Origin of the sequence: Rhodococcoides kyotonense, assembly GCF_900188125.1 — a bacterium.
GTDB lineage: Bacteria > Actinomycetota > Actinomycetes > Mycobacteriales > Mycobacteriaceae > Rhodococcoides > Rhodococcoides kyotonense.
Genome location: NZ_FZOW01000011.1, coordinates 96,948 through 120,897, shown reverse-complemented (window position 1 = coordinate 120,897; position 23,950 = coordinate 96,948). Strand labels below are relative to the sequence as shown.

General features: G+C 64.6%; 21 protein-coding genes. 9 read left to right on the top strand and 12 right to left on the bottom strand.

Annotation, left to right across the window (positions count from 1 at the left end; translation table 11 throughout):
* Positions 1-98: 98 nt before the first annotated feature.
* Positions 99-1,628, top strand: coding sequence for an MFS transporter (locus tag CHB96_RS18670; protein ID WP_089248977.1), 1,530 nt, complete (start codon positions 99-101; stop codon positions 1,626-1,628).
* Between the two features lie 38 nt (positions 1,629-1,666).
* Here CHB96_RS18670 and treZ read toward each other — a convergent pair whose 3' ends face one another.
* The 5 genes from treZ to CHB96_RS18645 all read right to left on the bottom strand — a co-directional run bounded on the left by treZ (position 1,667) and on the right by CHB96_RS18645 (position 10,714).
* The gene (gene treZ / locus CHB96_RS18665) at positions 1,667-3,397 is read right to left on the bottom strand and encodes a malto-oligosyltrehalose trehalohydrolase (protein ID WP_089248975.1); all 1,731 of its coding nucleotides are present in this window, start codon (positions 3,395-3,397) and stop codon (positions 1,667-1,669) included.
* On the bottom strand, positions 3,394-5,766 hold the full coding sequence (gene treY / locus CHB96_RS18660; protein WP_089248973.1) for a malto-oligosyltrehalose synthase: 2,373 nt from the start codon (positions 5,764-5,766) through the stop codon (positions 3,394-3,396). The genes treZ and treY overlap by 4 nt, the downstream gene beginning before the upstream one ends.
* A gap of 3 nt (positions 5,767-5,769) precedes the next feature.
* Positions 5,770-8,025 carry a glycogen debranching protein GlgX gene (gene glgX, locus CHB96_RS18655; protein ID WP_089248971.1) on the bottom strand — a complete coding sequence of 752 codons (2,256 nt, stop codon included), beginning with the start codon at positions 8,023-8,025 and terminating at the stop codon, positions 5,770-5,772.
* Positions 8,026-8,058: 33 nt separating this feature from the next.
* Positions 8,059-10,158, bottom strand: a complete 2,100-nt coding sequence (locus tag CHB96_RS18650; protein WP_089248969.1) for an acyltransferase family protein — start codon at positions 10,156-10,158, stop codon at positions 8,059-8,061.
* A 91-nt stretch (positions 10,159-10,249) separates the two neighbouring features.
* Positions 10,250-10,714 carry a MarR family winged helix-turn-helix transcriptional regulator gene (locus tag CHB96_RS18645; RefSeq protein ID WP_089248967.1) on the bottom strand — a complete coding sequence of 155 codons (465 nt, stop codon included), beginning with the start codon at positions 10,712-10,714 and terminating at the stop codon, positions 10,250-10,252.
* Positions 10,715-10,852: 138 nt separating this feature from the next.
* Between CHB96_RS18645 and CHB96_RS18640 the strand changes: the two genes are divergently transcribed.
* Positions 10,853-12,016, top strand: a complete 1,164-nt coding sequence (locus tag CHB96_RS18640; protein ID WP_089248965.1) for an MFS transporter — start codon at positions 10,853-10,855, stop codon at positions 12,014-12,016.
* Here CHB96_RS18640 and CHB96_RS18635 read toward each other — a convergent pair.
* Both CHB96_RS18635 and CHB96_RS18630 read right to left on the bottom strand, forming a co-directional pair.
* The gene (locus CHB96_RS18635) at positions 11,943-12,509 is read right to left on the bottom strand and encodes a hypothetical protein (RefSeq protein ID WP_089248963.1); all 567 of its coding nucleotides are present in this window, start codon (positions 12,507-12,509) and stop codon (positions 11,943-11,945) included. The two genes, CHB96_RS18640 and CHB96_RS18635, sit on opposite strands and share 74 nt — an antisense overlap.
* Positions 12,506-13,276: a MerR family transcriptional regulator gene (locus tag CHB96_RS18630; RefSeq protein ID WP_089248961.1), complete on the bottom strand. Its 771-nt coding sequence runs from the start codon at positions 13,274-13,276 to the stop codon at positions 12,506-12,508. The genes CHB96_RS18635 and CHB96_RS18630 overlap by 4 nt, the downstream gene beginning before the upstream one ends.
* 93 nt (positions 13,277-13,369) lie before the next feature.
* Between CHB96_RS18630 and CHB96_RS18625 the strand changes: the two genes are divergently transcribed.
* Together CHB96_RS18625 and CHB96_RS30300 are read left to right on the top strand one after the other, a co-directional pair.
* Entirely contained in the window at positions 13,370-14,509 is a 1,140-nt protein-coding gene (locus CHB96_RS18625; protein WP_089248959.1) for a DUF3089 domain-containing protein, read from the top strand.
* Positions 14,510-14,520: 11 nt separating this feature from the next.
* Positions 14,521-14,655 (top strand): hypothetical protein, encoded by a 135-nt coding sequence (locus CHB96_RS30300; RefSeq protein ID WP_281254430.1) that lies wholly within the window; start codon positions 14,521-14,523, stop codon positions 14,653-14,655.
* A gap of 80 nt (positions 14,656-14,735) precedes the next feature.
* On the opposite strand, the gene CHB96_RS18620 is transcribed toward CHB96_RS30300, so the two are convergent.
* From CHB96_RS18620 to msrB, 3 genes are all read right to left on the bottom strand, one after another.
* Complete coding sequence (locus CHB96_RS18620; RefSeq protein WP_371829034.1) at positions 14,736-16,271, bottom strand: cation:proton antiporter; 1,536 nt, start codon at positions 16,269-16,271, stop codon at positions 14,736-14,738.
* A 165-nt stretch (positions 16,272-16,436) separates the two neighbouring features.
* Positions 16,437-16,955, bottom strand: coding sequence for a peptide-methionine (S)-S-oxide reductase MsrA (msrA, locus tag CHB96_RS18615; RefSeq protein ID WP_089248955.1), 519 nt, complete (start codon positions 16,953-16,955; stop codon positions 16,437-16,439).
* Positions 16,952-17,434: a peptide-methionine (R)-S-oxide reductase MsrB gene (msrB, locus tag CHB96_RS18610; protein WP_089248953.1), complete on the bottom strand. Its 483-nt coding sequence runs from the start codon at positions 17,432-17,434 to the stop codon at positions 16,952-16,954. The genes msrA and msrB overlap by 4 nt, the downstream gene beginning before the upstream one ends.
* Positions 17,435-17,532: 98 nt before the next feature.
* On the opposite strand from msrB, the gene CHB96_RS18605 reads away from it, so the two are divergent.
* Complete coding sequence (locus tag CHB96_RS18605; RefSeq protein WP_089248951.1) at positions 17,533-18,216, top strand: rhomboid-like protein; 684 nt, start codon at positions 17,533-17,535, stop codon at positions 18,214-18,216.
* Positions 18,217-18,274: 58 nt separating this feature from the next.
* Positions 18,275-20,581 carry an accessory Sec system translocase SecA2 gene (gene secA2, locus CHB96_RS18600; RefSeq protein WP_089248949.1) on the top strand — a complete coding sequence of 769 codons (2,307 nt, stop codon included), beginning with the start codon at positions 18,275-18,277 and terminating at the stop codon, positions 20,579-20,581.
* On the opposite strand, the gene CHB96_RS18595 is transcribed toward secA2, so the two are convergent.
* The gene (locus CHB96_RS18595; protein WP_089248947.1) at positions 20,578-21,165 is read right to left on the bottom strand and encodes a TetR/AcrR family transcriptional regulator C-terminal domain-containing protein; all 588 of its coding nucleotides are present in this window, start codon (positions 21,163-21,165) and stop codon (positions 20,578-20,580) included. The genes secA2 and CHB96_RS18595 overlap by 4 nt on opposite strands.
* A gap of 118 nt (positions 21,166-21,283) precedes the next feature.
* On the opposite strand from CHB96_RS18595, the gene bioB reads away from it, so the two are divergent.
* The 3 genes from bioB to CHB96_RS18580 are packed head-to-tail and all read left to right on the top strand — an operon-like array spanning position 21,284 to position 23,091.
* A complete protein-coding gene (gene bioB, locus CHB96_RS18590; protein ID WP_089248945.1) occupies positions 21,284-22,291 on the top strand; it encodes a biotin synthase BioB in 1,008 nt (335 codons plus the stop codon).
* Between the two features lie 10 nt (positions 22,292-22,301).
* On the top strand, positions 22,302-22,517 hold the full coding sequence (gene bsaP, locus CHB96_RS18585) for a biotin synthase auxiliary protein BsaP (RefSeq protein ID WP_089249199.1): 216 nt from the start codon (positions 22,302-22,304) through the stop codon (positions 22,515-22,517).
* A gap of 4 nt (positions 22,518-22,521) precedes the next feature.
* Positions 22,522-23,091: a DUF2567 domain-containing protein gene (locus CHB96_RS18580; protein WP_089248943.1), complete on the top strand. Its 570-nt coding sequence runs from the start codon at positions 22,522-22,524 to the stop codon at positions 23,089-23,091.
* Between the two features lie 79 nt (positions 23,092-23,170).
* Here CHB96_RS18580 and CHB96_RS18575 read toward each other — a convergent pair whose 3' ends face one another.
* The gene (locus CHB96_RS18575) at positions 23,171-23,872 is read right to left on the bottom strand and encodes an NUDIX hydrolase (protein WP_089248941.1); all 702 of its coding nucleotides are present in this window, start codon (positions 23,870-23,872) and stop codon (positions 23,171-23,173) included.
* Positions 23,873-23,950: the final 78 nt, after the last annotated feature.

The following is a 23,950-nucleotide window of genomic DNA, read 5'->3' as shown; positions in this document are numbered from 1 at the left end:
AGTCGAGTGTAATTGACTGTACCGGCTGGACGGTCGACTGCTACGCTGGGCGACTGTACCGGCTGGACGGTTGGGTCGCCGGGGTAATTCAAGGAGAAATGGTGAGTGAGTTGCGCACGCCGAGCGTGCAAACCGAAGTCACGGCCAAGGCGACCACGAAGGATTGGCTCGGGCTGATCGTCCTGGCGTTCGCGGTCTTGTTGATCGCCGTCGACGGTACGGTCCTCGATCTGGCGCTGCCGTTCATCAGCGCCGACCTGTCGCCGACGAGTAGCCAGTTGTTGTGGATCATCGACGTCTACTCGTTCGTGCTCGCCGGTCTGCTCATCACGATGGGCACACTCGGCGACCGCATCGGTCGACGAAAACTGCTCCTCATCGGTGCCGCAGGATTCGGCGTCGCATCCGTCGTCGCCGCATTCTCGGTCAGTCCCGAGATGCTCATCGCCGCACGTGTGCTGCAGGGTCTGTCGGGCGCGACGCTGATGCCTGCGACGCTCGGTTTGATCAGGACCATGTTCGCCGATGCACGCCAGCGCACCACCGCGATCGGTGTGTGGGGCGCGATGGCGGGCGGCGGCGCCGCAGCAGGTCCTCTCGTCGGCGGTTGGTTGCTCGAACATTTCTGGTGGGGCTCGGTATTTCTCATCAACATCCCCGTCATGATCGCGCTGATCTTGCTGGGGCCGTTGGTCATTCCCGAATCCAAGGATCCGAAGCCGGGTGTCTTCGATCTCGTCAGCGCGGGTCTGTCGATGCTCGCCCTCGTGCCGCTCGTCTACGCCGTCAAGGAAACCGCAGCGCACGGCATCAGCGTTGTCAACGTCCTCGCAGCCGTGGTCGGCATCGTTGCAGGCGTCGTGTTCGTGCGTCGTCAACGGCAGCTCGACGACCCGATGATCGACCTGCGTCTGTTCTCGAATCCCGCGTTCTCGACGGCCGTCTTCACGAACTTCCTGTCCGTATTCGCGCTGGCCGGAGTGTTGTTCTTCGGAGCGCAGTACCTGCAGTTGGTGCTGGGCTACAGCCCGCTGGAGGCCGGCCTGCTGATGCTGCCGGGTACGGCGTCGAGCATCGTGACGTCGCTGGTCGCCGCCTATCTGGTGAGGATCTGGACGCCCCGGACGGTGTTGGCGGGCGGCCTCGCCGTGTCGGCGATCGGTCCGGCGTTGTTGTACGGCCTCGGCGTGGGAACCGGTCCGGCCCTGTTCATCGGCGGCTTCGTTCTCGTCGGCGCCGGTGCAGGCATCGCGCTGACCTTGACTTCCGATCTGGTGGTCGGAGCGGTCCCGCCGAAGAAGGCAGGCGCAGCGTCGGCCGTGTCCGAGACCGCCTACGAGCTGGGTATCGCGCTCGGAGTGGCGATCCTGGGCACCGTCGTCATGTCGTTCTTCCGTCGCGGCCTCGACCTGTCCGGGCTCGACCCGGCTCAGGCGTCCGCTGCACAGGAGACACTCGGCGGCGCCGTCGAGGTGTCACGAACCCTCCCCGACGAGGCCGCCGCCGTTCTGGCCGATTCGGCGCATCTCGCGTTCGTGACGGGCATGCACGTGGCATCGGTGGCGACGGCCGTCGTGCTGGCCGTGACCGCAGTCGTCGTGGCGGTGCGCTTGCGCGCCCGTGCGTGAAGGGTTGGTCCAGTGGCCAACTATGCACGCACGGGCGGCTACGCCGCGAGGATCGTGAACGAGTAGCCGGGAATCCTTGTTGCAGAACCGGTTTCGTCGGACGTCGGCGGCTCCCACGACAACAGTGGGGTGCCGCCGACCGGGACGGTCACGGGGTCCGGAGACAAGTTGCACGCCACACGAATCGAACCACGATGCACGACGATCCACTGCTCGTCCTCGTCGTAGTCCACCGTGAGGTTCTCGAGCCACGGGTCGGTCAGTTCCGCGTATTGCTTACGCAGAGAGAGTAATCCGCGGTAGGTGTCGAGGAGTCGAGCATGGTCGCCGCTGCCCAGTTCGGACCAGTCGAGCTTGGACCGCTGGAAGGTCTCCGGGTCCTGTGGATCGGGAATGTCGTCGGAGTCCCACCCGTGTTCGGCGAACTCGGCCTTGCGACCCTCTGCGGTCGCCTTGCCCAGTTCCGGTTCGGGGTGCGAGGTGAAGAACTGGAACGGCGTCGACGCGCCCCATTCCTCACCCATGAACAGCATGGGCGTGTACGGGGACGCGAGGACGAGCGCGGCTTTGACGGCCAGCTGTCCGGGAGTCAGATAGAACCCCGGCCGGTCGCCGGTCGCGCGGTTTCCGACCTGGTCGTGCGTCGTCGTGTACGCGACGAACGAGCTCGCCGGAACACGACGCGTGTCGACGGGTCGGCCGTGGTTCCGCCCGCGAAAGCTCGAGTACGTTCCGGCGTGGAAGAAGCCGTGCCGCAACGTGTTCGCGAGGCCCTTCAGCGATCCGAAATCGCCGTAGTACCCCTGCCGTTCACCGGATACCGCGGCGTGGATCGCGTGATGCAGGTCGTCGTCCCACTGCGCGTCGAGGCCGTAGCCGCCACCGGAACGCGGAGTGATCAACATGGGGTCGTTCAGGTCGCTCTCGGCGATGAGCGTCAGCGGCCGGCCCACGTGAGCGGACAGTCGTCGAGTCTCGATCGCCAGTTCCTCGAGAAGGTGCACCGCGGTGGTGTCGGCGATCGCGTGCACCGCATCCAGCCGGAGACCGTCGATGTGGAACTCGGAGAACCACCGCAACGCGTTCTCGATCGCGTACCGGCGGACGTTCCCCGAGTCCGGCCCTGCGTAGTTGATCGTCTGACCCCACGAGTTGGCGCCCTGAGCCATGTAGGCCCCGAAGCGTTCCAGGTAATTGCCCGACGGCCCGAGGTGGTTGTAGACGACGTCGAGCACAACGCCCAATCCGCGCACATGGCACGCGTCGACCAAGCGCTGCAATCCATCCGGACCGCCGTACGCCTCGTGCACCGTGTACCAGAGGACTCCGTCGTAACCCCAGTTGTGCGTGCCGTTGAACCCGTTGACGGGCATGATCTCGACGAACGTCACCCCGAGTTCGACGAGGTGGTCGAGCTTGCCGATCGCCGCGTCGAACGTGCCGTCGGGCGTGAACGTGCCGATGTGGAGCTCGTAGACCACGCCACCTTGCAGCTGGCGTCCGGTCCACCCCGAGTCCGTCCAGACCGAAGTGTCGAGCTGATGCAGCTGTGAAAGCTCGTGCACGCCCTCGGGCTGACGAGGGGAGCGCGGGTCCGGGATCACGGCGTCGTCGTCGCCGAGAACGAAGCCGTACCGGCTGTCCGGTGACGCATCGGTGTCGACGAACCACCATCCGTCGTCACGCTTCTGCATGTCGTGCAGTTCACCGTCCAGATGGAGGCGAACGGTGTCCGGCGTCGGTGCCCATACCTCGAAACGATGGCTCATCGGTCGGTATCTCCTACGTTCTCGCGGACGAGCAGCGCCACGGGGAGCGCCGCGAACAGTTCGGTGGCCGCGACGTCTCCCGTGAACTGTGTGCCGGTGAGTCGATCGCGCCACTGTCCTTGCGGGAGTACCACCGACGTGGTTCCCCAACCCTTCGATTCGAGGGTCAGCGAATGCCGAGTCGCGAGTGCGATCACGTCCGGATCTCCCTGCGCGGGCCCGCGAGCGAAGCCGACGACGTGCGCGGGCGCCGAACCCCTCGCGTAGACGGGTGCGTAGGTGCCACCGACGAAGCTGCCGGGCCGTTCGCGACGCTCGCGCAACGCGGCACGCACGACGCGGAACTTGGCTGCGGCATCGGTGCTGGAATCGGGGGTGTCGTTGTGCGTCAGCAGCTCTCGACGTGCAGCGAAGTCCACAGGCCGCCTGTTGTCCGGGTCGACGAGCGAGTCGTCCCACAGTTCGGTGCCCTGGTAGACGTCCGGTACTCCGGGGCCAGCGAGCTGTAACAGCTTCTGCCCCAACGCATCGCTGCGTCCGTGTGGGTCGAGACGCGCGACGAGCATCGTCACCGAATCGGCGACGGATCCCTGCATGACCCCGTCGAGCCAGTCGTGTACCGAGGTCTCGAATTTCTCGTCGCTCTCGTTCCATCCGGTGCGAAGATTCGCCTCACGAATCGCCTTCTCCGCGTAGGCGTGTATCCGGCCACGGAATTCTTCGTCGAGAACGCCGTCGACCGGCCACACTCCGAACAGGTTCTGCCACAGGAAGAGCCCGGTTGTGCCGTCGGGACTCGGCACCAGCAGTTCCCAGTCCGCGATGCACCGAGCCCACAGTTCGGGAGTCTGTGACAACACGCCGATCCGGGCGCGCACATCCTCGCCACGCTTGGTGTCGTGTGTCGACAGAGTCGTCATCGCCGCAGGCCAGTGCGTCGCACGATCGGCGTTGGCGAGATGGAACTGCGCGGGCGCGACACCGAAACTCGATGGATCCCCGCCGACTTCCTGCAGCGAGATCAGCCGTGTTGCTCGGTAGAACAGACGATCCTCGACGCCCTTGGCCGTGACCGCGCCGCACACCTGCTCGAATCGCACGGCCGACTCGCCGTCCGCGACGAGTGCCGCCGTGACAGCGTCGAGACCGGCTTCGAGCTCGGGCTTCTTCTGCAGCACGATGCCGATGACACGCGCGAGTGTTCCTGCGAGCGGGGCGTAGTCCGACCGGTAGTAGGGCATGTGCGCGACCACTGCCACGACCGCGTCGGTCACGCTGTCCGCAGAGGCATCCGTACCGGACTCGCGAAGGATCGCACGCGTCAGCCGGCGGACCTCGGGCTTCAGATCTCCCTGCGCGACAGCAGTTTTCGACGCCTCCTCCGCATCGTGCAACCACGCTGCGTCGCTCGCGATGCCGGTACGCGCCAGTGACAGCTCGCCGAGAGCCGCAGCCCCGGCTGGATCGACGAAGACACCGCCGACATCGGCCAACGCGTCGTACCCCGTCGTTCCGTCGACGGGGAGGGAGGTGTCCAAGGGCTCACCGCGCGCGAGGATCTTCTCGATCACGAGCCAACGGTCCGGGCCCATCAGCTCGCGCAGTTCGGTGAGATATCCCGCAGGGTCGGCAAGCCCGTCGGGATGGTCGACGCGTATGCCGTCCACCACTCCGTCGGTCATCCACGACGCGATTTCTCGGTGCGACTCGGTGAAGACGTCGTAATCCTCTTGGCGCAGACCGGCGAGCCCGTTGACGGAGAAGAAGCGACGGTAGCCGACGAGGCCGGATCTCCAGTTCACGAGCCGGTACGCCTGGCGATCGTGGACGGTCGTCGCGTCCCCGTCGTCGGTGCCGGTGGCGATGGGGAAACGGTGTTCGTAGTAGGCGAGCAGTGGTGTGTCGCCGGTGCGGTCGATCGTGAGTTCGTCGACGTCCGCGTCCGATCCGAGAATCGGAAGCGCGATCTTGCCGTCCGTGCCGTTGTCCTCGGCCCAGTCGATGTCGAAGAACGTGGCGTACTGCGACGCGCTTCCGTTCGTGAGAACGTCCCACCACCACGCGTTCTGACGTGGATCCTCGACGCCGACGTGATTGGGCACGATGTCGATCACGACGCCCATTCCGCGCGAGGACAATTCGGCGGCGAGCGCATCGAGCGCCGACCGTCCGCCGAGGGCGGGGGAAACGGACGTCGGATCGACGACGTCGTATCCGTGGGTCGAACCGTCGGTAGCCGTGAGAACCGGGGACAGGTACGCGTGAGTGACGCCGAGGTCGTCGAGATAGTCGACGATTCCTCGGGCGTCCTCCAGCGTGAACCCGTCCCCGCGCAGCTGCAGTCGATACGTGCTGGACGGGGTGGGCATAGGTCAGGCCGTCTTTCGTAGAACGAGTAGTGACCGGGCGGCCACCTTGACGTGTGTACCCGCTTCGATGACATTCTCACTCGTGCCGGTCGGAATGGCCGTATCGAGCGCGACAGCCCATTCCTTCGCGTATTCGCCGTCGGGCGTCATGAACTCGATCGTTTCGTGATGTGCGTTGAAGCACAACAGGAACGAGTCGTCGACGACGCGTTCACCGCGCTGGTTGGGTTCGGGAATTCCCTCGCCGTTGAGGAACACGGTGAGGCTCTTGCCGAATCCGCTGTCCCAGTCCTCGGGCGTCATCTCCTCGCCCATGGGGGTGAGCCAGGCGATGTCTCGGGCCTGGTCCCCGCTGCGAATCGGCCGTCCCTCGAAGAACCGACGACGCCGGAAGACAGGGTGGTCGTTGCGAAGTGCGATGGCGTTCTTGGTGAATTCGAGTAGATCGGCGTTGGTCTCGGCGAGCGACCAATCCATCCAGGCCAATTCGGAGTCCTGGCAGTAGACGTTGTTGTTGCCCTGCTGAGTTCGGCCGAATTCGTCTCCGTGCGCGATCATCGGAGTGCCCTGACTCAGCAACAACGTCGCCATGATGTTGCGGATCTGGCGGCCGCGGAGTTCGAGGATCTCGGGGTCGTCGGTCGGGCCTTCGACGCCGCAGTTCCACGAGCGGTTGTGGCTTTCGCCGTCGTTGTTGTTCTCGCCGTTGGCCTCGTTGTGCTTCTCGTTGTAGGAGACGAGGTCGTTCAGGGTGAAGCCGTCGTGTGCGATGACGAAGTTGATGCTTGCGCCCGGTCGTCGGCCCGTGGCCTCGTACAGGTCCGAGGACCCGGTGAGTCGAGATGCGAACTCGCCCAACGTCGCCGGCTCGCCCCGCCAGTAGTCGCGGACCGTGTCGCGGTACTTTCCGTTCCACTCGGTCCAGAGTCCGGGGAAGTTGCCGACCTGGTATCCGCCCTCGCCGACATCCCACGGCTCGGCGATCAGCTTGACCTGACTCACGATCGGATCCTGCTGGACCAGGTCGAAGAACGCGCTCAGTCGGTCGACGTCGTGCAGCTCGCGGGCCAGCGTCGAGGCGAGGTCGAAGCGAAATCCGTCGACGTGCATCTCGGTGACCCAGTAGCGGAGCGAATCCATGATCAGCTGCAACGTGTGCGGGTGGCGAGCGTTGAGACTGTTACCGGTGCCGGTGTAGTCCATGTAGTGGAAGGAGTCACCGTCCACGAGGCGGTAGTACGCGGCGTTGTCGATACCGCGGAAGCTGATCGTCGGGCCCATGTGGTTGCCCTCGGCGGTGTGGTTGTAGACCACGTCGAGAATCACTTCGATGCCGGCGGCATGGAACGCGCGGACCATGGCCTTGAACTCGGTCACGGCCGCGCCTGCGGTCGGGTTCGACGAGTAGTCGGCATGCGGCGCGAGGAACCCGAAAGTGTTGTAGCCCCAGTAGTTTCGCAGTCCCTTGTCGAGGAGCGTCTGATCCTGCATGAACTGGTGCACCGGCATCAGCTCGATCGCGGTGACCCCCAGGTGGAGAAGGTGATCGATGATCGCGGGATGTGCCAGCCCGGCATACGTGCCGCGTAGAGACTCCGGAACATCGGGATGCGTGGTCGTCATGCCCTTGACGTGGGCCTCGTAGATGACCGTCTCGTGGTACGGACGCCGGGGCGCTCGATCGTTCTGCCAGTCGAAGAACGGATTGATGACGACGGTGGTCATCGTGTGGCCGAGCGAGTCGTGCTGCGGGAAGTCGTCGCGCGGGGAGACGTCGTGTGCAACCGGCTCGGATTCGACGACGTCGCCGTCCGGATCGGCGAGGTCGGAGGCGTCCTCGAACGGCTTGTCCTGGTCTTCGACGTCGTCCGGCTCCGGCACGTCGAGGCTGTAGGAGAACAGCGAACGGTCTCCGTCGAAGTCGCCCTCGAACGCCTTGCCGTACGGATCGAGGAGCAGCTTGCTCGGGTCGCAGCGGTGGCCTGCTGCTGGATCCCACGGTCCGTGTACGCGGTAGCCGTATTTCTGTCCTGGGATCACGGACGGGAGGTAGGCATGCCAGACGAAACCGTCGGACTCCTCGAACCGGATGCGTGTCTCGGTGCCGTCGTCGGCGATCAGGCACAGATCGACGGCTTCGGCGACCTCGGAGAACAGTGCGAAGTTGGTGCCGACACCGTCGTAGGTGGCACCCAACGGATATGCGGACCCCGGCCAGATCTCGATCGCGGGTGATTCGGTGGAGGCGTCCTCAGGCATGGATCAACCCTACTGTGGCAGGGTCGGCCCGGCTCACCACCAACCGGTAGCCGAGGCCATCTGCCGACCGAGTTCCGTGGTCAGCGTGCGCATGTAGGTCGTGGTGAGGTGATGTTCGTCGCGGTAGATCAAGACGTTGCCCGCAATCACACGGCAGACGTCGTCGTCGCACAGGGCGTCCGACATGTCGAGCGGCAAGACCCTCGGGAAACGGAACGACGCGGCAAGCGCGGGATCGATCGGCGAGAGCGCATTCTCCCGAGGCATTCCGCACGACGTAGCGGATCCGCCGTCGGCGAGGCAGTCGATCGCGCGATATTGCACGCCGCCGTGCTCGAGCCACGGATTGTCGCGCATCGCGAGGACGGGAATGCCGTACGACGACAACTCGGCCCACACCTGGAGATACCAGTCGGGCGTGTAGTCGCCCGGTCCGTCGTCTCTGGGGCGCGTCGACGTCGTGAACACGTAGTCCGGTTGGCTCTGCTCGAGCCTGTCGAGCACGGTCTCGGACCAGTCGAGGCAATCGGGGTATTCGGTGTCGCCGAGCATCGGCATCGTCCCCAGCGTGAGCGGGCATCCCATCTTCAGATAGGTGACGACGCGGAAGCCGTGCTCACGGCCGAGAAGGTCGAGTGCGGTGATCCAGTGCTCGGCGTGCGAACTACCGGCCAGCGCGATGGTTCGTGGCGCGTCGACGTCGCCGTATTCACAGCTCACGGCGTCGCGAGTCTCGAAATCGGCGATGCAGCCCTCGATCGTCGTGACCGGTAGATCCTCGGGCGCCGAGAACAACGACGGAATGACGTCGGCGTCTTCGGCGATGGCGCCGTCGGTGAGTGCGAGCGCACCGGGATGCGTCGCGACATCGCTGCCGTCGGCCGCCTGCAGCTTGGCGACCGTCGACCCGATGTAGTAGTTCCAGCCGATCGAACCGGCGACGACGACGGCGGCCATGGCGGCCGCGGTGCCGGTGATGACGAGCCGGGGGACGGTCCGCGTCTTCGCCTGCATCGGCTTTTCGACGAGCTTCACGGTTGCCATCGCGAGGACGACGGACACTGCGATGACGGCAGCGCCCGCGGGCAGGCTTGCCGACGGCTCGCCGCTGATCGACAGCCAGAAGATGAGGATCGGCCAATGCCAGAGATAGAGCGGAAACGCGATCGATCCGAGCCACAGTCCGGTGCGACTGCGGAGCGCTTTGGCGACGACGGTGTACGGTCCGGCGACTATCAATGCGAGCGTCGCCAGTACTGGAAGCAAAGCCCAGGGACCGGGGAATTCACGCACACCGTCGAGTACGAAACCGCAGGCGACGATGGCACCGAGCCCGGCGACGGCCAGGATGGTCCTGCTCACACGCGAAGGAAGGCCGTACGAGTGTGCAGGTGCGCGGAACGCGAACACGGCAGCGAGCGCCGCACCGGCGAGGATTTCCCACAGTCGTGCGCCTGTGTCGTAGTAGTTCCAGGACTGCAGTCGGGTCGCGCCGTCGGCTGCGTAGACGAACGACAAAAGTGCGACGCCTCCGAAGAGCACCAGGTAGACCCGGGGATCGGGGCTCGTGCGGTGGCCGCCTCTCGACCGACGCATGATGGCGGCCAAGCCGAAGACTACGGCAATGGCCAGTAGGTAGAACTGGAACTGCACGGCGACGGACCACAGATGTTGGAGCGGGCTGACGGTCGGATCAGCTGCCAGATAGTCCTGAGACGTCCACGCCAGTTCCCAGTTCGCGAAGAAGAACACTCCGGACACGAGCTGGTCGCCGACCTCCGCCCATCGCGTGCGGGGGAACACCACCAGCGTCGCCACCGCGACACCGGCGAGCACGAGAACGAGGGGCGGCCCCAGCCTGCGCAGGACGCGTCCGACGCGGGTGAAGGGGTTCAGGCTTCCGCCCGACTGCGCGGTCCGGATCAGTGAGGCGGTGAAGAAGAACCCCGTCAGAACCAGGAAGACGTCGACGCCGCCCGACACCCGGCCCATCCAGACGTGGAATACGACGACGAGCGCGATCGCAACGCCTCGCAGCCCGTTGAGGTCTTCGCGTACGGCGGCTCGTCCAGCCTCCGCAGACGTGGACGGCCGAGGATCGGTGACGCCGACAGGTTGGGATTGCGCATGCATATGAGGGTGAAGGCTCCGGCAGTCGGCGTATATCAGGGCAGCGTACGGTTACTCGGCCACACGATACTGGTCCGTCGCCTCCGGTGAACAATCAAGCAACGGAACCTGACGCTGCGGTAGGTAACGCATGAATGGCGTCGACGAGTGACGCCAGCTCCGGTACCTCGCGTGCGGATGCGAGCGCGCTCTCGAGAACCGCGTCATGGGTGGGTCGAGCGCGAGCGACGGCTTCCCGGCCCTTCTCGGTCAGTTCGGTGTAGATACCGCGGCGATCGTCCTTGCAAAGAACGCGCGTAAGGATTCCGCGATCTTCCAATCGATTGACCAGCCGGGTGGTCGCGCTGCTGCTCAAGGCCGACGCGCGGGCGAGTTGCTGCATGCGCATGTGCCATCCGTCCTGACGGCTCAAGGCATCGAGCACCGTGTATTCGACGACCGACAGGGAGTGTTCGGACTGCAGCGTCCGTTCGAGGTCGTTTTCGATGTGTGCGTGCAGAGCAGCGAGAGTTCGCCAGCCTCGCGCGCGCACCAGCGACGAATCGTCTGCGATTCCCATGCCTGCTCCTCATGCCGATGACCGGCTCCGAGTTTAGCAGCTTGCGCGTTTATCGAGCGCGTGCAACTATTTATGACGCGCCTGCAACTACATGCACACGCTCTATATCTGCTCACGCATCGATCGAGGAGTCATCACATGCCGCTAGGGCTACTTGCACTTGCCGTCGGAGGGTTCGGCATCGGTCTCACGGAATTCGTCATCATGGGTCTGCTGCCCGAGGTCGCCGCGGATTTCGGCGTCACCGAATCCGTGGCCGGATGGCTGATCACCGGCTACGCGCTCAGCGTCGTCGTCGGAGCTCTCGCGGTCACCGCCCTCGTCAGCCGCTTTCCGCGTAAGAATGTCCTCGTCGCGCTGATGGGGCTGTTCATCGCAGGGAACTTCCTGTCGGCACTCGCGCCGTCGTACGAAGTCATGATGGCCGGACGCGTCGTCGCCGCGCTGTGTCACGGTGCGTTCTTCGGAATCGGATCGGTCGTCGCCGCAGACATGGTCGCACCGAACAAGAAGGCAGGCGCCATCGCGATGATGTTCGCCGGGTTGACCGCCGCGAACGTTCTCGGCGTGCCGTTCGGAACCTTCCTCGGTCAGACGTACGGCTGGCGTTCGACGTTCTGGGCCATCACCGTCATCGGCGTGATCGCGCTGTTCGGCATTCTCGCGCTCGTGCCTGCGCCGCAGGGGCCTCGGCCCGTCGCTGATCTGCGACGCGAACTGCGTGCCTTCCGCGAGATCCAGGTCTGGTTCTCCATCGCACTGACGGTTCTCGGTTACGGCGGAATGTTCGGAGCCTTCACGTACATCGCCTTCACGTTGACCGACGTCACCGGCTTCGCTTCGTCCACGGTTCCGTGGTTGTTGGTGCTGTTCGGTGTCGGCTTGTTCGTCGGCAACTACGTGGGAGGCAAGGCTGCCGACCGGAACCTCACCCGCACGTTGCTCGTCGTGCTGGCTGCCCTGACGGGTGTACTGGTGTTTTTCGCGGCGACCGCCGAAAGCCAGATCGCCACTGTCGTATCGCTGTTCGTGATGGGAGCGTTCGGATTCGCGACCGTTCCAGCCCTGCAGATGCGGGTGATGTCGTTCGCGTCGGATGCGCCGACGATGGCGTCGGGCGCCAACATCGCCGCCTTCAACCTCGGTAACGCGCTCGGCGCGTGGATCGGTGGAGTCACGATCGCCGCGGGCTTCGGATACACCTCACCGATCTGGGCAGGCGCGGGTATCACCGCGGCTGCGGCCGGGGTTCTGGTCGTCGCGACGGCGCTTCAGCGGAATCGGCAGCTGGTGGCGGCGTAAGTGCTCGAACGAGCGCGGCGGGGTCGTCGACCTGCAGGCTGAGTGACGACACCATGCCCTGGATCCTCCACTTCGCGAGCATCGCTGGCACGACAGCGTCGACGGGATCCGACAATTCGACGTCGACGGTGGTGCCGTCCTGCGTCGGGAGAATCAGTCGGCCGTTCTCGATGGTGGCATTCACGACGCCGTAGCGACGATGGACGCGTGCGGCGCGAACAGTGGCTCGTGGAATGTCGGCGACGACCTTCCCGGCCGATCGGAGCGTCAACGTCTCCGGAGTGGCGGTGTGTGGGTTGGCGCGATGAACGGCAATGGCGCCGACGAAGAAGCCGAGGCTCACAATCGACAGGCCGAGCAACGTCCACTGCAGCCACGGCCAAGGAACAAGGAAGTGGACCGCGACGATCTCGACGACGCTCGCGACACCGAACGCGATCGGGGTCGCGAGCGTCCCGCGTCGGGCTGTGAACGCTTCGGTGTCGGTTCTCATGGACTGTCTCCTTCGGTCATCAGCTCGACTGTGCGCACGAGCGCAGCCCGTTGCGCTGGATCAGGAACGACGTCGTCGATGTCGAGTCGGATCGGATCGGTGTGCGCTCCGAGCGCGTGGACGTCCACCATCAGTTCCGCGAGATCTCGTGCGATGGAATCGATCTCGTCGGACGCATGTTCAGGATCGGTCCCGTGGAGCGACGACCACCGAGCGAGGACGGCGAGATACGACGCGACCGAATCGGGTTCCCGCACCGCCTCCGTCATCGCGATCGCGAGGTCGTCCGACAAGCCACCCGACAGTGCGAGCACTTCGAGGTGGTCACGCTCACGTTCCAGTTCGACGCGTGTGACGTCGTCACTACTGTCGATCAGATCGGCCAACTTGTCGGCGAGTTGCCGGGGAAGTGCGCTGAGAGGTCTACCGTCTCGTGCGTCCGCCAGCAGATCGAGCAGCCGAGTCTTCCTTGTCTCCAATACTTCCTGTTCACGTTCGATACCTGCAACCAGCTCGGTCAGATCGTCGATCACGTCGCCTTCTCGTCTTTCGCCATCCGCATCGGTCGTCATCGCGGCGACCGCACCGAGGGGGACCCCGCTCGACGCGAGTCTGCGGATGCGCATGAGTCGCACGAGGTCCGACATCGAGTAATCGCGATAGCCGGACGACGTCCTCGTCGGTTCCGGCAACAGGCCGAGTCGGTGGTAGTGCCTGACCGCCCGCGGAGTCGTTCCGGCTGCCTGGGCGAGGACTCCGATTCGCATACCTCGATTGTCGACCTTGACGCTGCGTCAAGGTCAAGTCCGAATGTCCGTCTCGGTTGCTACAGTGACGCCCTGACTCGGGGGAGGTGTTCGATGGGGATCGTTCGGTCGGCGGCAGTCATGGTTGCGACGCTGGCGGTAGTGGCGGCTACGACGGGCGGTGTCGCAGCCGCCGACGTGTCGCCGACGGTGTGGCTGTGCAAGCCCGGCTCGGTTCCGAATCCCTGTGAGGGCAGCCAAGACACCTATGTCGACACATCCGCTTCGGTAGTGCCAGGTCCGGAGCCATCCGATCCGCCGGTCGATTGTTTCTACGTGTATCCGACGGTTTCCTTGCAGCCACGAGCCAACGCCGACCAGACCGTCGGTGTGGAGCAACAATTCATTGTGCAGCAGCAAGCCGAGCGGTTCTCTCCGCATTGCCGCGTGTTCGCTCCGGTCTATCGCCAGAGCACACTTCTCGGTCTTGCGAACTCGCCTGGCGATGAACGCGCAGCTGCGCTCGCAGTTGCGTACGGCGACATCGACCGAGCGTGGGATGACTACCTGACGCACTACAACGGCGGACGCGGTGTCGTTCTGATAGGTCACTCCCAGGGCACCTACATGCTGAGGTCGTTGATCCGTCATCGGATCGATGACGACGAAGACATCCGGTCGCGGATCGTCTCGGCGTTGCTGATCGGCGGAAACGTCTTGGTTGCGCGAGGGAGCAACATCGGCGGGGATTTCGAGAACTTGCCCGGATGTGCGTCGGCAGATGAAATTGGTTGCGTCGTAGCGTATTCGGCGTTCAATGACGTGCCGCCGGTCGACGCCAGATTCGGTCGTTCGCCGTCTGCCGACAACTACGGTTCCGCTCTGGATCTTCCGTATGGTCCCGATTACGAAGTGTTGTGCACCAATCCTGCGTCACTGCAAGACAATTCACGAGCTCCGTTGCAGACGGTGTTGCGTTCTGCTGCAGTCGTTCCGGGCGCTCCCGCAGTCGTCGTGAATGCGAACGCCGTCGTAGCACCCGCGCCATTCGTAATTCCCTCGCAGAACTACACGGCGCGATGCGAATCCGACGGGGATGCGCGGGTTCTCCGTATCGAGGGTAGTGACGCAGCGGACCTGACGCCTCTGCCCAACGACGGTTGGGGTCTTCATTTACAGGACGTCAACCTGGCGCTCGGTGATCTCACCGACATCGTCGATCGTCAGTCCGCGGCGTACCTAGCGCAGAACTGAGTACGACAGCTGTGCAGCCATCGACTTTGTCCTGGGTCAACCGGTACCTGAACCCTGGCGAGCGGGTCGTACGCACTGAGGCGTTGCGCGGCGGCACCGCTGCCGAAGTACGCAAGCTGACCACGCTCGTGTCGTTGACGGCGTAGACGGAGCGAGGGCGGCATTCAGTCACTCTGAGTGTGCGAGGGTGACATTCGGTCACCCCAGGCCCCAATCGCCCGGAAACTCAATCCGGCCGGCTCCGGAGCTCCAAGCCGATCTGCTCGGCGTCGAGGACGGTCAGGGCCTTTTCGAGTGACTCGGCGTCGAACAGCCCGTCGTCGCGGGCGTCGAGGAGAGCCGTTCGCTGAGCCGAGATCTGATTCCACCGATCCTGCTCGCCGTCGAGGGCCTCGGTGAGGAGTTTGCGGATGCCCTCGCGCTGGGCGTCGTCCTCGTCGGTGTCGTCGGCGGGGGTCGGCGTCACCCATGCGACGACGCGCTTCAACGTGCCGCCTTGCAGAAGCAGTGAACCGGTGGCGACGAGGAACGCGATGAACACCAGCAGCGACCTCGCGGGCGTGTCCTCGGGAAGTGTCTGTGCGGCAGCGAGGGTGACGGCACCGCGCATTCCCGCCCACACGACGACCGTTCCGTCGCGCCAGTCGAGGGGAGCGGCGAGGAAGTAGTCGATGTCGGCGAGACCCCGGCGAATGCGGGTGCGGAATCGCTCGATCTGTCCTTCCGATGGTGTTCGCCGTCGACCGTGGAACAGGTAGTTCTCGCCGTCGCCGTCGAGGCGGCCCGCCGCGTCGTACAGTCTCGGTTTCATGAGTTCACCGCGAGCCGCTCGCCGTCGAAGCCAGCGGATGAGCGGTGCGACGAAGGCAGCTCGCACGAGAATTGTCAGGACAAGTGCACCCGCCGCGACGAGAGCTGCCGCACCGAGACCGCGGTGATCGTCGTTCACGTCGGAGACGATGGTGGACAGTTCGAGGCCCATGGTGAGGAAGACGGCGCCCTCCAACACCAATTCCACGGCACGCCAGTTCTGAGTGTCGGAGAAGCGGTGCCGTGGCGACAGCGAACGGGGTGCGCCGTGCCCGGTGACGAGGCCCGCGACGACTGCCGCGACCAAACCCGAGGCGCCGAGTTCCTCGGCAGGAATGGCCGCCAGGAAGGGGACGGTGAACGAGATGACGGTGTTCACCGTCGAGTCCTTCACGAGGGACCGGACTTTCAAATTCAGGTGTCCGACCACGAATCCGATCACCGCGGCGACCGATACCGCGAAGGCGAAGTCCCCGATCACGCCCAACAACGACACCGATGCTGCAGCGCCGGCAATGGCGGTGCGCAGCAACACGAGTGCGGTGGCGTCGTTGAGAAGACCCTCACCCTCCAGAATCGACACGACGCGTTTGGACACCGGGAGGCCGCGCACGATGGATGTGGCCACCGCGTCGGTCGGGCTGACGATGGCTCCGAGTGCGATGCCCCACCAGATGTTCAGATCGGGGATGGCCCAGCTGAAAAAGAATCCGAGCACGACAGCGCTGACGACGACGAGGAGAACCGACAAGCCTCCGATCGCACCGAACTCGCGCCTGAAGTCCATCGTCGGCATCGACACCGACGCCGAATAGAGCAGTGGTGGAAGGACTCCCGCGAGGATCCACTCGGGGTCGATCTCGACGTCGGGCACGAACGGCAGCAGGCTGATGCCGATTCCGAGCACGACGAGCAGCAGGGGAGCCGCAACGCCGATCTTCTCCCCGAGCATCGAGGCTGCGGCGATCGCGAGCAGCGCGGCAACCAGAACGATCAGTATCTCCACGCAGATATCCTTTCACTGGCTCACGATCGGCGCAGACACCAGACGTGACGCAGCACGACAATGGCCCCGAGCACATGCTCGGGGCCATTGTTCTGGAAATCCAGCGGGGATCTAGCTAGACGCGGTCTCGCGACGCGGCAGCTTCCAGCCGGGACGCACGAAGTGGCACGTGTACCCGGTCGGGTAGTTCTGCAGGTAGTCCTGGTGCTCCGGTTCGGCCTGCCAGAACGGGCCTGCTTCTTCGACCTCGGTGACGACCTTGCCGGGCCACAGTCCCGACGCGTCCACGTCGGCGATCGTATCGAGCGCAACCCGCTTCTGCTCGTCGCTGGTGTAGTAGATCGCCGAGCGGTAGCTCAGGCCGACGTCGTTGCCCTGACGGTTCTTCGTCGACGGATCGTGGATCTGGAAGAAGAACTCCAGGATGTCGCGGAACGAGATCACCGACGGGTCGAAGACGATCTCGACGGCCTCGGCGTGGGTGCCGTGATTGCGATACGTCGCATTCGGTACGTCACCGCCCGAGTATCCGACGCGCGTCGACACGACTCCGGGCTGATGCCTGATCAGTTCCTGAGCTCCCCAGAAGCATCCTCCGGCGAGGATGGCGGTTTCGGTCGTTGCAGTCACTTCTGCGCTCCTTCGTCTGCACTGTGATCGTTCTCGGTCTCGAACTGTGCGCGATATTCACCGTAGCCTTCGGCTTCGAGGCGATCCACCGGCACGAACCGCAGCGATGCCGAGTTCATGCAGTAGCGGAGTCCACCCTGGTCCTTCGGTCCGTCCTTGAACAGATGTCCCAGGTGGGAATCGCCCGCGGCGGACCGAACTTCGGTGCGCACCATCAGATGGCTGAAGTCTCGCTTCTCGACGACGCTCGACGCATCGACGGGGCGAGTGAAACTCGGCCACCCCGAATGGCTTTCGAACTTGTCGGCCGACGAGAACAGTGGCTCGCCGGTGACGACGTCGACATAGAGACCGGGCTCGTGATTGTCCCAGTACTCGTTGTCGAAGGCTCGTTCGGTGCCATCCTTCTGAGTGACGCGATACTGCTCGGGCGTCAGCCGATCGAGGGCCTTCGGATCCTTGGCGTAAGAGCGCGACATTCCCGTCCTTCCTGCTTCGATGGGGCCTGTGAGGCCACACATGGTTGAACGTCGTCGACTCTCCGATATTCCCTGCTCGGGAGTGCCACACTGGATCGATGGGGGTAGTGGGGACGTTCGACGTTCGATCCCTCCCACGCGCGGCATGGGAGTACGTCCGACGGGCACCGGGAACGTACGTCTGGCTGGCCATCCTGCTCGCGACGACCATCGCGACGTGGTTCATGTCTCCGGGCGTGCTCGCCCACGTGCTGGGTAACCGATCGACCAATCTTCATCATCTCGCCGAGGATCCGCTGCGGGTTCTCGTGTCGAGCGCGTTCTGGCTCGCGGGCGGGGGATGGATCACCTACTTCGTCGTCTTCAACATCTTTCACGTTCCGGCCGAGCGCTGGCTCGGAACTCTGCGCTGGCTGTGCGTCGTCGTAGTCGCGCACGTCGGAGCCACGTACCTCAGCGAGGGTGCGCTGTACTGGGCGATTCGGCACGGCCACGCCCCGGATTCGGCAGTGAACACTCTGGACGTGGGCGTCAGCTACGGTCTCGCAGGCGTAGTCGCACTTCTGACCTACCGGATCGCTCGCCCCTGGTGCTATCTCTACATCGGTGGCGTCCTGATCTTCTTCGCCGTGCCGTTGTTCGTGGAGCTGAACTTCACCGCCGTCGGGCACTTCACGGCCGTGCTGATCGGTCTTGCGTGCTATCCGCTGACTCGGTCGCGCCCGGGTACGTGGAATCCCGTCGACACCGTGCGAAAGCTACGGAAGAACGCGCCTGCGTAGGCTGGATCGGAACGATGCCAGACGCATCGCGGCCGACTTCGTAGGTAGGGAATGACAGATGGCGCTGGTTTCGGATCGACTGTGGCGGGCTCTCGGACGTTCGGCGCAGAAGGGCCAATCGCGCTCCCGCAGCAAGGTCGACGCTGCCGCGGATCTGTCGTCGTGGGCACAGAACCTGACCGACACCGAGATCGCCGACGCGGCCGCGAGTCTGCGCGTCGGCGATGCAGGAAAGCTGGACGTGCCTCGGTATCTGGCGCTCGTGCGCGAGGCCGCAGATCGTTCCCTCGACATGAGACCGTTCGATGTCCAGTTGCTCGGTGCCGTCCGGATGCTCGAAGGCGACGTCGTCGAGATGGCCACCGGTGAAGGCAAGACACTCGCGGGCGCTGTCGCTGCCGTCGGGTACGTGTTGTCCGGCCGACGCGTGCACGTGGTCTCGATCAACGACTTCCTCGCGCAACGCGACGCGCAGTGGATGGGTCCGTTGTTCGAGATGCTCGGATTGAGCGTCGGATCGATCGCCGAATCGTCGACGCCGCAGGAACGCCGAGACGCGTACGGCTGCGACATCACGTACGCGTCGGTCAACGAGATCGGATTCGACGTTCTGCGAGACCATCTCGTCGACGACGTCGCGGACCTGGTGACCCCGGTACCCGACGTCGCGTTGATCGACGAAGCGGATTCGGTTCTGGTCGACGAGGCCCTCGTGCCGTTGGTCTTGGCAGGTTCGGTGTCCACCGATGTGCCGGCCGAAAAAGTGTTCGATGCAGTTCGGTTGCTGGACAAGGGAACCCACTACGACGCCGATGCCGACGGACGCAATGTCTTCTTGACCGACGACGGTGCGGCGCGCGTCGAGAAAGAGCTCGGCGGAATCGATCTGTATTCCGAGGAGCACGTCGGAACCACACTCGTGGCCGTCAACGTCGCTCTGCACGCTCAGGTCCTGGTCAAGCGCGACGTCCACTACATCGTCCGCGACGGGCGGGTGCAACTGATCAATGCCTCCCGCGGACGCGTCGCCGAACTCCAGCGCTGGCCAGACGGTTTGCAGTCCGCCGTCGAGACCAAGGAACGACTGACGCAGACCGAGACCGGAGAAATCCTGGACACGATCACGGTGCAAGCGCTCATCGGTCGCTACGAGACGGTGTGCGGGATGACCGGCACGGCGCTGGCGGCAGGGGAGCAGCTTCGAACGTTCTACAGCCTCGGTGTCTCGGTGATTCCGCCGAACCAGCCCACCGTTCGAGTCGACGAACTGGATCGGGTGTACGACACGGCAGAGAACAAGAACTCTGCAGTCGTCGAATTCGTCGAACAGGTGCATGCGACGGGTCAGCCCGTGCTGATCGGTACCCATGATGTCGCCGAATCCGAAGCTCTCGCACAGCGTCTCGACGATGCGGGTGTTCCCGTCGTCGTGTTGAACGCGAAGAACGACGCCGAGGAAGCAACCGTCATCGCGAAGGCAGGTGTGCTCGGCGCAGTCACTGTGTCGACGCAGATCGCCGGACGCGGAACCGACATCAAGCTCGGCGGCCCCGACGGCGACGGCGGAGCAAAGGAAGCCGTCACGGACCTCGGCGGTCTGTTGGTGGTGGGCACGGGTCGGCACACGACCGAACGCCTGGACAACCAGCTTCGTGGGCGTGCGGGCAGGCAAGGCGACCCGGGGCGATCGGTGTTCTTCTCCAGTTGGGAAGACGATGTCGTCACTGCGAACCTCGGGCCCAAGGAGCAGCCGAAGAAGCACGACGACACAGGGCTGATCACTGCAGGACGGGTCGCGGACAAGATCGACCACGCGCAACGTATCGCCGAAGGATCGATGCTCGAAGTCCATTCGCGCACATGGCGATACAACCAGCTCACTGCGCAGCATCGCGAGATTCTCGACGGTCGGCGGTCTGCTCTGCTGAACTCCGACGAGGCACTCGAACTGCTGGCGGCCGCGGCGCCCGATCGTGCGGCGGAACTGCGTGAGACGGTGCCCGAGGACGTTCTCGTCGTTGCTGCCCGGCGAATCGTGTTGTACCACCTCGACCGTGCGTGGTCGGAGTATCTCGCACACCTCGCCGATGTCCGCGAAAGCATCCATCTCCGTGCGCTCGGCCGGGAGAATCCTCTGGACGAGTATCACCGGATCGCGGTCGATGCCTTCAAGACCGTGTCCAGCAAAGCGATCGATCTTGCGGTCTCGACGTTCGAATCCGCCGAGATCACCTCGGAGGGAATCGATCTCGATACCGAGGGATTGCAGCGTCCGACGTCCACGTGGACCTACATGGTGCACGACAATCCGTTTGCCGGCAATGCAGCCAACAATGCCGGACTCGGTGCGATCTTCGGAGGTTAGACGCGCTCGTCACTGCCGAGGGCGTGCCGGACGCCGCTGACGAAGAGACCGAGTCCGAACTCGAATTTGCTTGTCGGATCGGGGTTCTCGAACAGTGGCGACGCGTCGTCGGCCAAGGCTCCGTAGGAATCCATCTGTAGCCGTGACTGCTCGTCGACGGTGTGGCCGAGAATGTAGTAGAGCAGCGTGTCCGACGTGAGTTCGGCATGTCCGCGGACCATTCCGGCGCGGATGCACACGGCGGCGATGCGTTCGCGGACTCGGTTGGTGGTCGTGCGCGATGCATAGGTAGCGGCGACCAACTCGGCCCCGTCGCGATGTGAGAGCAGCGCATCTCGAAGTCGGTGGGCCAGTTCGACGAGCTGCTCGTCCCAACTCTGTCCGTCGGTCGGGGCGTCGACGCCGGTGAGGATGTGATCCGCGATGGCGCCGAGCAGTGTCTGCTTGTCCTTGAAGTGCCAGTAGAGCGCGCCCGGCTGAACGTGGAGCGATGTCGCGAGCCGACGCATCGTCAGGTCGCCGAGGCCGTATTCGTCGAGGATCGCAATGGCGCCGTCGAGCACGTCCGCTCTCCGCAGTTGCACGCCTTGACTCCTGTCTCGTGTGTCGGGCTTTGACATTAATCGATGTCCAGCATAGCTTGAACGCCGTTCAACTTGAACACCGTTCAAGGCCGTCGCAACCAGTCCCTAGGAGCAGTCCGTGACACAGGTATCGACCGACATACTCGAGGTGTGCCGTGAGCAGGTCTTGGCCGATGGAGTCGGGCTCGGTCAAGCGCAGGTGCTGGAGGTTCTCCGCTTGCCCGACGAGCGACTGGAGGATCTGCTCGCCGTCGCGCACGACGTCCGGATGACGTGGTGCGGACCGGAGGTCGAGGTCGAGGGCATCGTCAGTCTCAAGACGGGCGGCTGCCCGGAGGACTGCCACTTCTGCTCCCAGTCCGGGCTGTTCGAGTCACCGGTTCGGGCTGCGCGCCTCGACATTCCGAGTCTCGTCGAGGCGGCGAAGCAGACGGCGAAATCGGGTGCCACCGAGTTCTGCATCGTGGCGGCGGTGCGCGGTCCGGACGACCGGCTGCTCGCGCAGGTCGCGGCTGGTATCGAAGCGATCCGCAACGAAGTCGAGATCGATATCGCCTGCTCGTTGGGGATGCTGACGCAGGATCAGGTGGACCGTCTCGCCGGCATGGGTGTGCACCGCTACAACCACAATCTCGAGACGTCGCGGTCGTACTTTCCGAACGTCGTGACCACGCACACGTGGGAGGAGCGGATGGGCACGCTGCGCATGGTCAGGGACGCCGGAATGGAAGTGTGCTGCGGCGGAATCCTCGGCATGGGTGAGTCGCTCGAACAGCGCGCCGAATTCGCGGCCGACCTCGCGTCCCTCGAACCCGACGAGGTGCCGCTGAACTTCCTCAATCCGCGTCCCGGCACGCCGTTCGGAGATCTCGACGTGCTGCCCGCCTCGGAGGCATTGCGGGCAGTGGCTGCCTTCCGGCTCGCGCTTCCGCGCACGATTCTCCGGTTCGCAGGCGGACGCGAGATCACCCTCGGTGACCTGGGTGCGCAGCAGGGAATCCTCGGCGGCATCAACGCCGTCATCGTCGGCAACTACTTGACGACGTTGGGTCGGCCCGCAGAGCAGGACCTCGATCTCCTGGATTCACTTCGGATGCCGATCAAAGCGCTCGGTTCGACCATCTAAAGTGGGTTCGGTGACCAGCGAGCTGCGCTACAACCCCTTCACCGGTCAGCCGGTCGTGTCCGGCGTCATCGACTCCGTCCCCGCGGCGGCCAGGCTCGGCCTGGAGCCGCCCCGATTCTGCCGAGATTGCGGTCGTCGCATGATCGTGCAGATCGTGCCCGACGGGTGGTCGTCGACGTGCTCACGTCACGGTGTCATCGATTCGACGTCGCACGATCGGCGATAGTCACATGCCGGGCGAGCGCATCGGACAGTCGGCCTCGACGGTCACAGCGGCCGTCGGCGCCGCGGTCGTCGCAGTGGCGGTCGGTGTCCTCGCGGGCCTGATCTGGGCGCTTCTCGCGCCCGCAGAGCAGTACGTCGTCGTCGTTCCTGGGCAAGGCGCAGCGCTGACAGGCGAGAGCCTGCATCGATTCGACGCTCTGGCGTTGTTCGTCTGCATCGCGTTCGTGTGCGGTGTTCTGCTGCCCGTCGCGTCCTGGACGCGAAAGAGGTTCCGCGGACCGGTCCTGTTCCTCGGAACGCTGATCGGGGCGGGCCTCGGGTCGTCGGCGATGCTCGGCGTCGGTGTGTGGGTGGCCGGTCTCCTGCACCCACGGCCGGACGATCCAGCGGTGGGATCCCTCGTCGACGTCGCGCCCGGCGTCGGTTCGCTGCTGGTGCTGTTGATCCAACCGCTCGTGACGTCGCTGGTCGTCCTCCTGCTCGCTGCGATGAATCCGCATGACAACCTGGTGAACACCCCGGACGACGAAGTCAGCGTGGATTCCGAAGCGTCACTGGAGAACGACCACGCCTGACCGGGCTCGTTTCGTCCCGCCGCGCACCTTTCAGCAGGTGCACAGGTTGCAACGTCCGCGTTCGCTGGAACCTGCGCGACTACGAGGTTCCCGGCGGCCTCAGCGCGGCGAACTCGTCGGTGACGCGCAGCGACGCGTCGGCGAATCGAAAGAGGGCAGGCGGGCGTCCTCCTGCCTTCCCGGACGGCGAGGTCCTGCCGGTGGGCTCCAGAACTTTGCGACGGGCGAGTACGCGCTGGAGATTGGTCGCATCGACCTGATATCCCAGTGCTGCCGCGTAGATCTCACGCAGCGTCGACATCGCGAATTCCACGGGCGCGAGGGCGAAGGCGATGTTGGTGTACGACAATTTCGCGATCAGGCGAGTCCGCGCGTGCCGGACGACCGTTCCATGATCGAACGAGGTCTCCGGCAACCGGGCGACGGGATGCCACGCGGTGTCCGGTGGCAGTTTCGGATCCGACGAGATCGGAACGAGCCCGAGGAAGTTCGACGCGATCCGACGATCTCCCGGTACCCGGTCGGGGTCGGAGAAGATCGACAGCTGCTCCAGATGCGCAACTTTCCGGACGTCGACCTTCTCGGCGAGCTGCCGTCGGGCCGACGTCGACAAGTCCTCGTCGTCCCCGAGAACCCCGCCGGGGAGTGACCAAGATCCCACTTCCGGCTCGAGGGCGCGTTGCCACAGCAGGACCGCGAGCTCGGGGCCCTGGCCTGCGGAAAAGGTTCTTACTTGGAACACCGCGATGAGTACTTCGTGCACAGTGCTACGATTGACCATGTTTTCGATTATAAGTCGAAAACCCCTACGGAGAAAAATCCGGACATAGCGGCGACGTCTGTCGTGCCGTCGCGAACC

What these genes read in the sequence shown, in the direction of transcription:
- CHB96_RS18670 (WP_089248977.1), top strand. Translation starts at nt 99, where the DNA reads ATGGTGAGTGAGTTGCGCACGCCGAGCGTGCAAACCGAAGTCACGGCC.
- treZ (WP_089248975.1), bottom strand. Translation starts at nt 3,397, where the DNA reads ATGAGCCATCGTTTCGAGGTATGGGCACCGACGCCGGACACCGTTCGC.
- treY (WP_089248973.1), bottom strand. Translation starts at nt 5,766, where the DNA reads ATGCCCACCCCGTCCAGCACGTATCGACTGCAGCTGCGCGGGGACGGG.
- glgX (WP_089248971.1), bottom strand. Translation starts at nt 8,025, where the DNA reads ATGCCTGAGGACGCCTCCACCGAATCACCCGCGATCGAGATCTGGCCG.
- CHB96_RS18650 (WP_089248969.1), bottom strand. Translation starts at nt 10,158, where the DNA reads ATGCATGCGCAATCCCAACCTGTCGGCGTCACCGATCCTCGGCCGTCC.
- CHB96_RS18645 (WP_089248967.1), bottom strand. Translation starts at nt 10,714, where the DNA reads ATGGGAATCGCAGACGATTCGTCGCTGGTGCGCGCGCGAGGCTGGCGA.
- CHB96_RS18640 (WP_089248965.1), top strand. Translation starts at nt 10,853, where the DNA reads ATGCCGCTAGGGCTACTTGCACTTGCCGTCGGAGGGTTCGGCATCGGT.
- CHB96_RS18635 (WP_089248963.1), bottom strand. Translation starts at nt 12,509, where the DNA reads ATGAGAACCGACACCGAAGCGTTCACAGCCCGACGCGGGACGCTCGCG.
- CHB96_RS18630 (WP_089248961.1), bottom strand. Translation starts at nt 13,276, where the DNA reads ATGCGAATCGGAGTCCTCGCCCAGGCAGCCGGAACGACTCCGCGGGCG.
- CHB96_RS18625 (WP_089248959.1), top strand. Translation starts at nt 13,370, where the DNA reads ATGGGGATCGTTCGGTCGGCGGCAGTCATGGTTGCGACGCTGGCGGTA.
- CHB96_RS18620 (WP_371829034.1), bottom strand. Translation starts at nt 16,271, where the DNA reads ATGCTCGGGGAGAAGATCGGCGTTGCGGCTCCCCTGCTGCTCGTCGTG.
- msrB (WP_089248953.1), bottom strand. Translation starts at nt 17,434, where the DNA reads ATGTCGCGCTCTTACGCCAAGGATCCGAAGGCCCTCGATCGGCTGACG.
- CHB96_RS18605 (WP_089248951.1), top strand. Translation starts at nt 17,533, where the DNA reads ATGGGGGTAGTGGGGACGTTCGACGTTCGATCCCTCCCACGCGCGGCA.
- secA2 (WP_089248949.1), top strand. Translation starts at nt 18,275, where the DNA reads ATGGCGCTGGTTTCGGATCGACTGTGGCGGGCTCTCGGACGTTCGGCG.
- CHB96_RS18580 (WP_089248943.1), top strand. Translation starts at nt 22,522, where the DNA reads ATGCCGGGCGAGCGCATCGGACAGTCGGCCTCGACGGTCACAGCGGCC.
- CHB96_RS18575 (WP_089248941.1), bottom strand. Translation starts at nt 23,872, where the DNA reads ATGGTCAATCGTAGCACTGTGCACGAAGTACTCATCGCGGTGTTCCAA.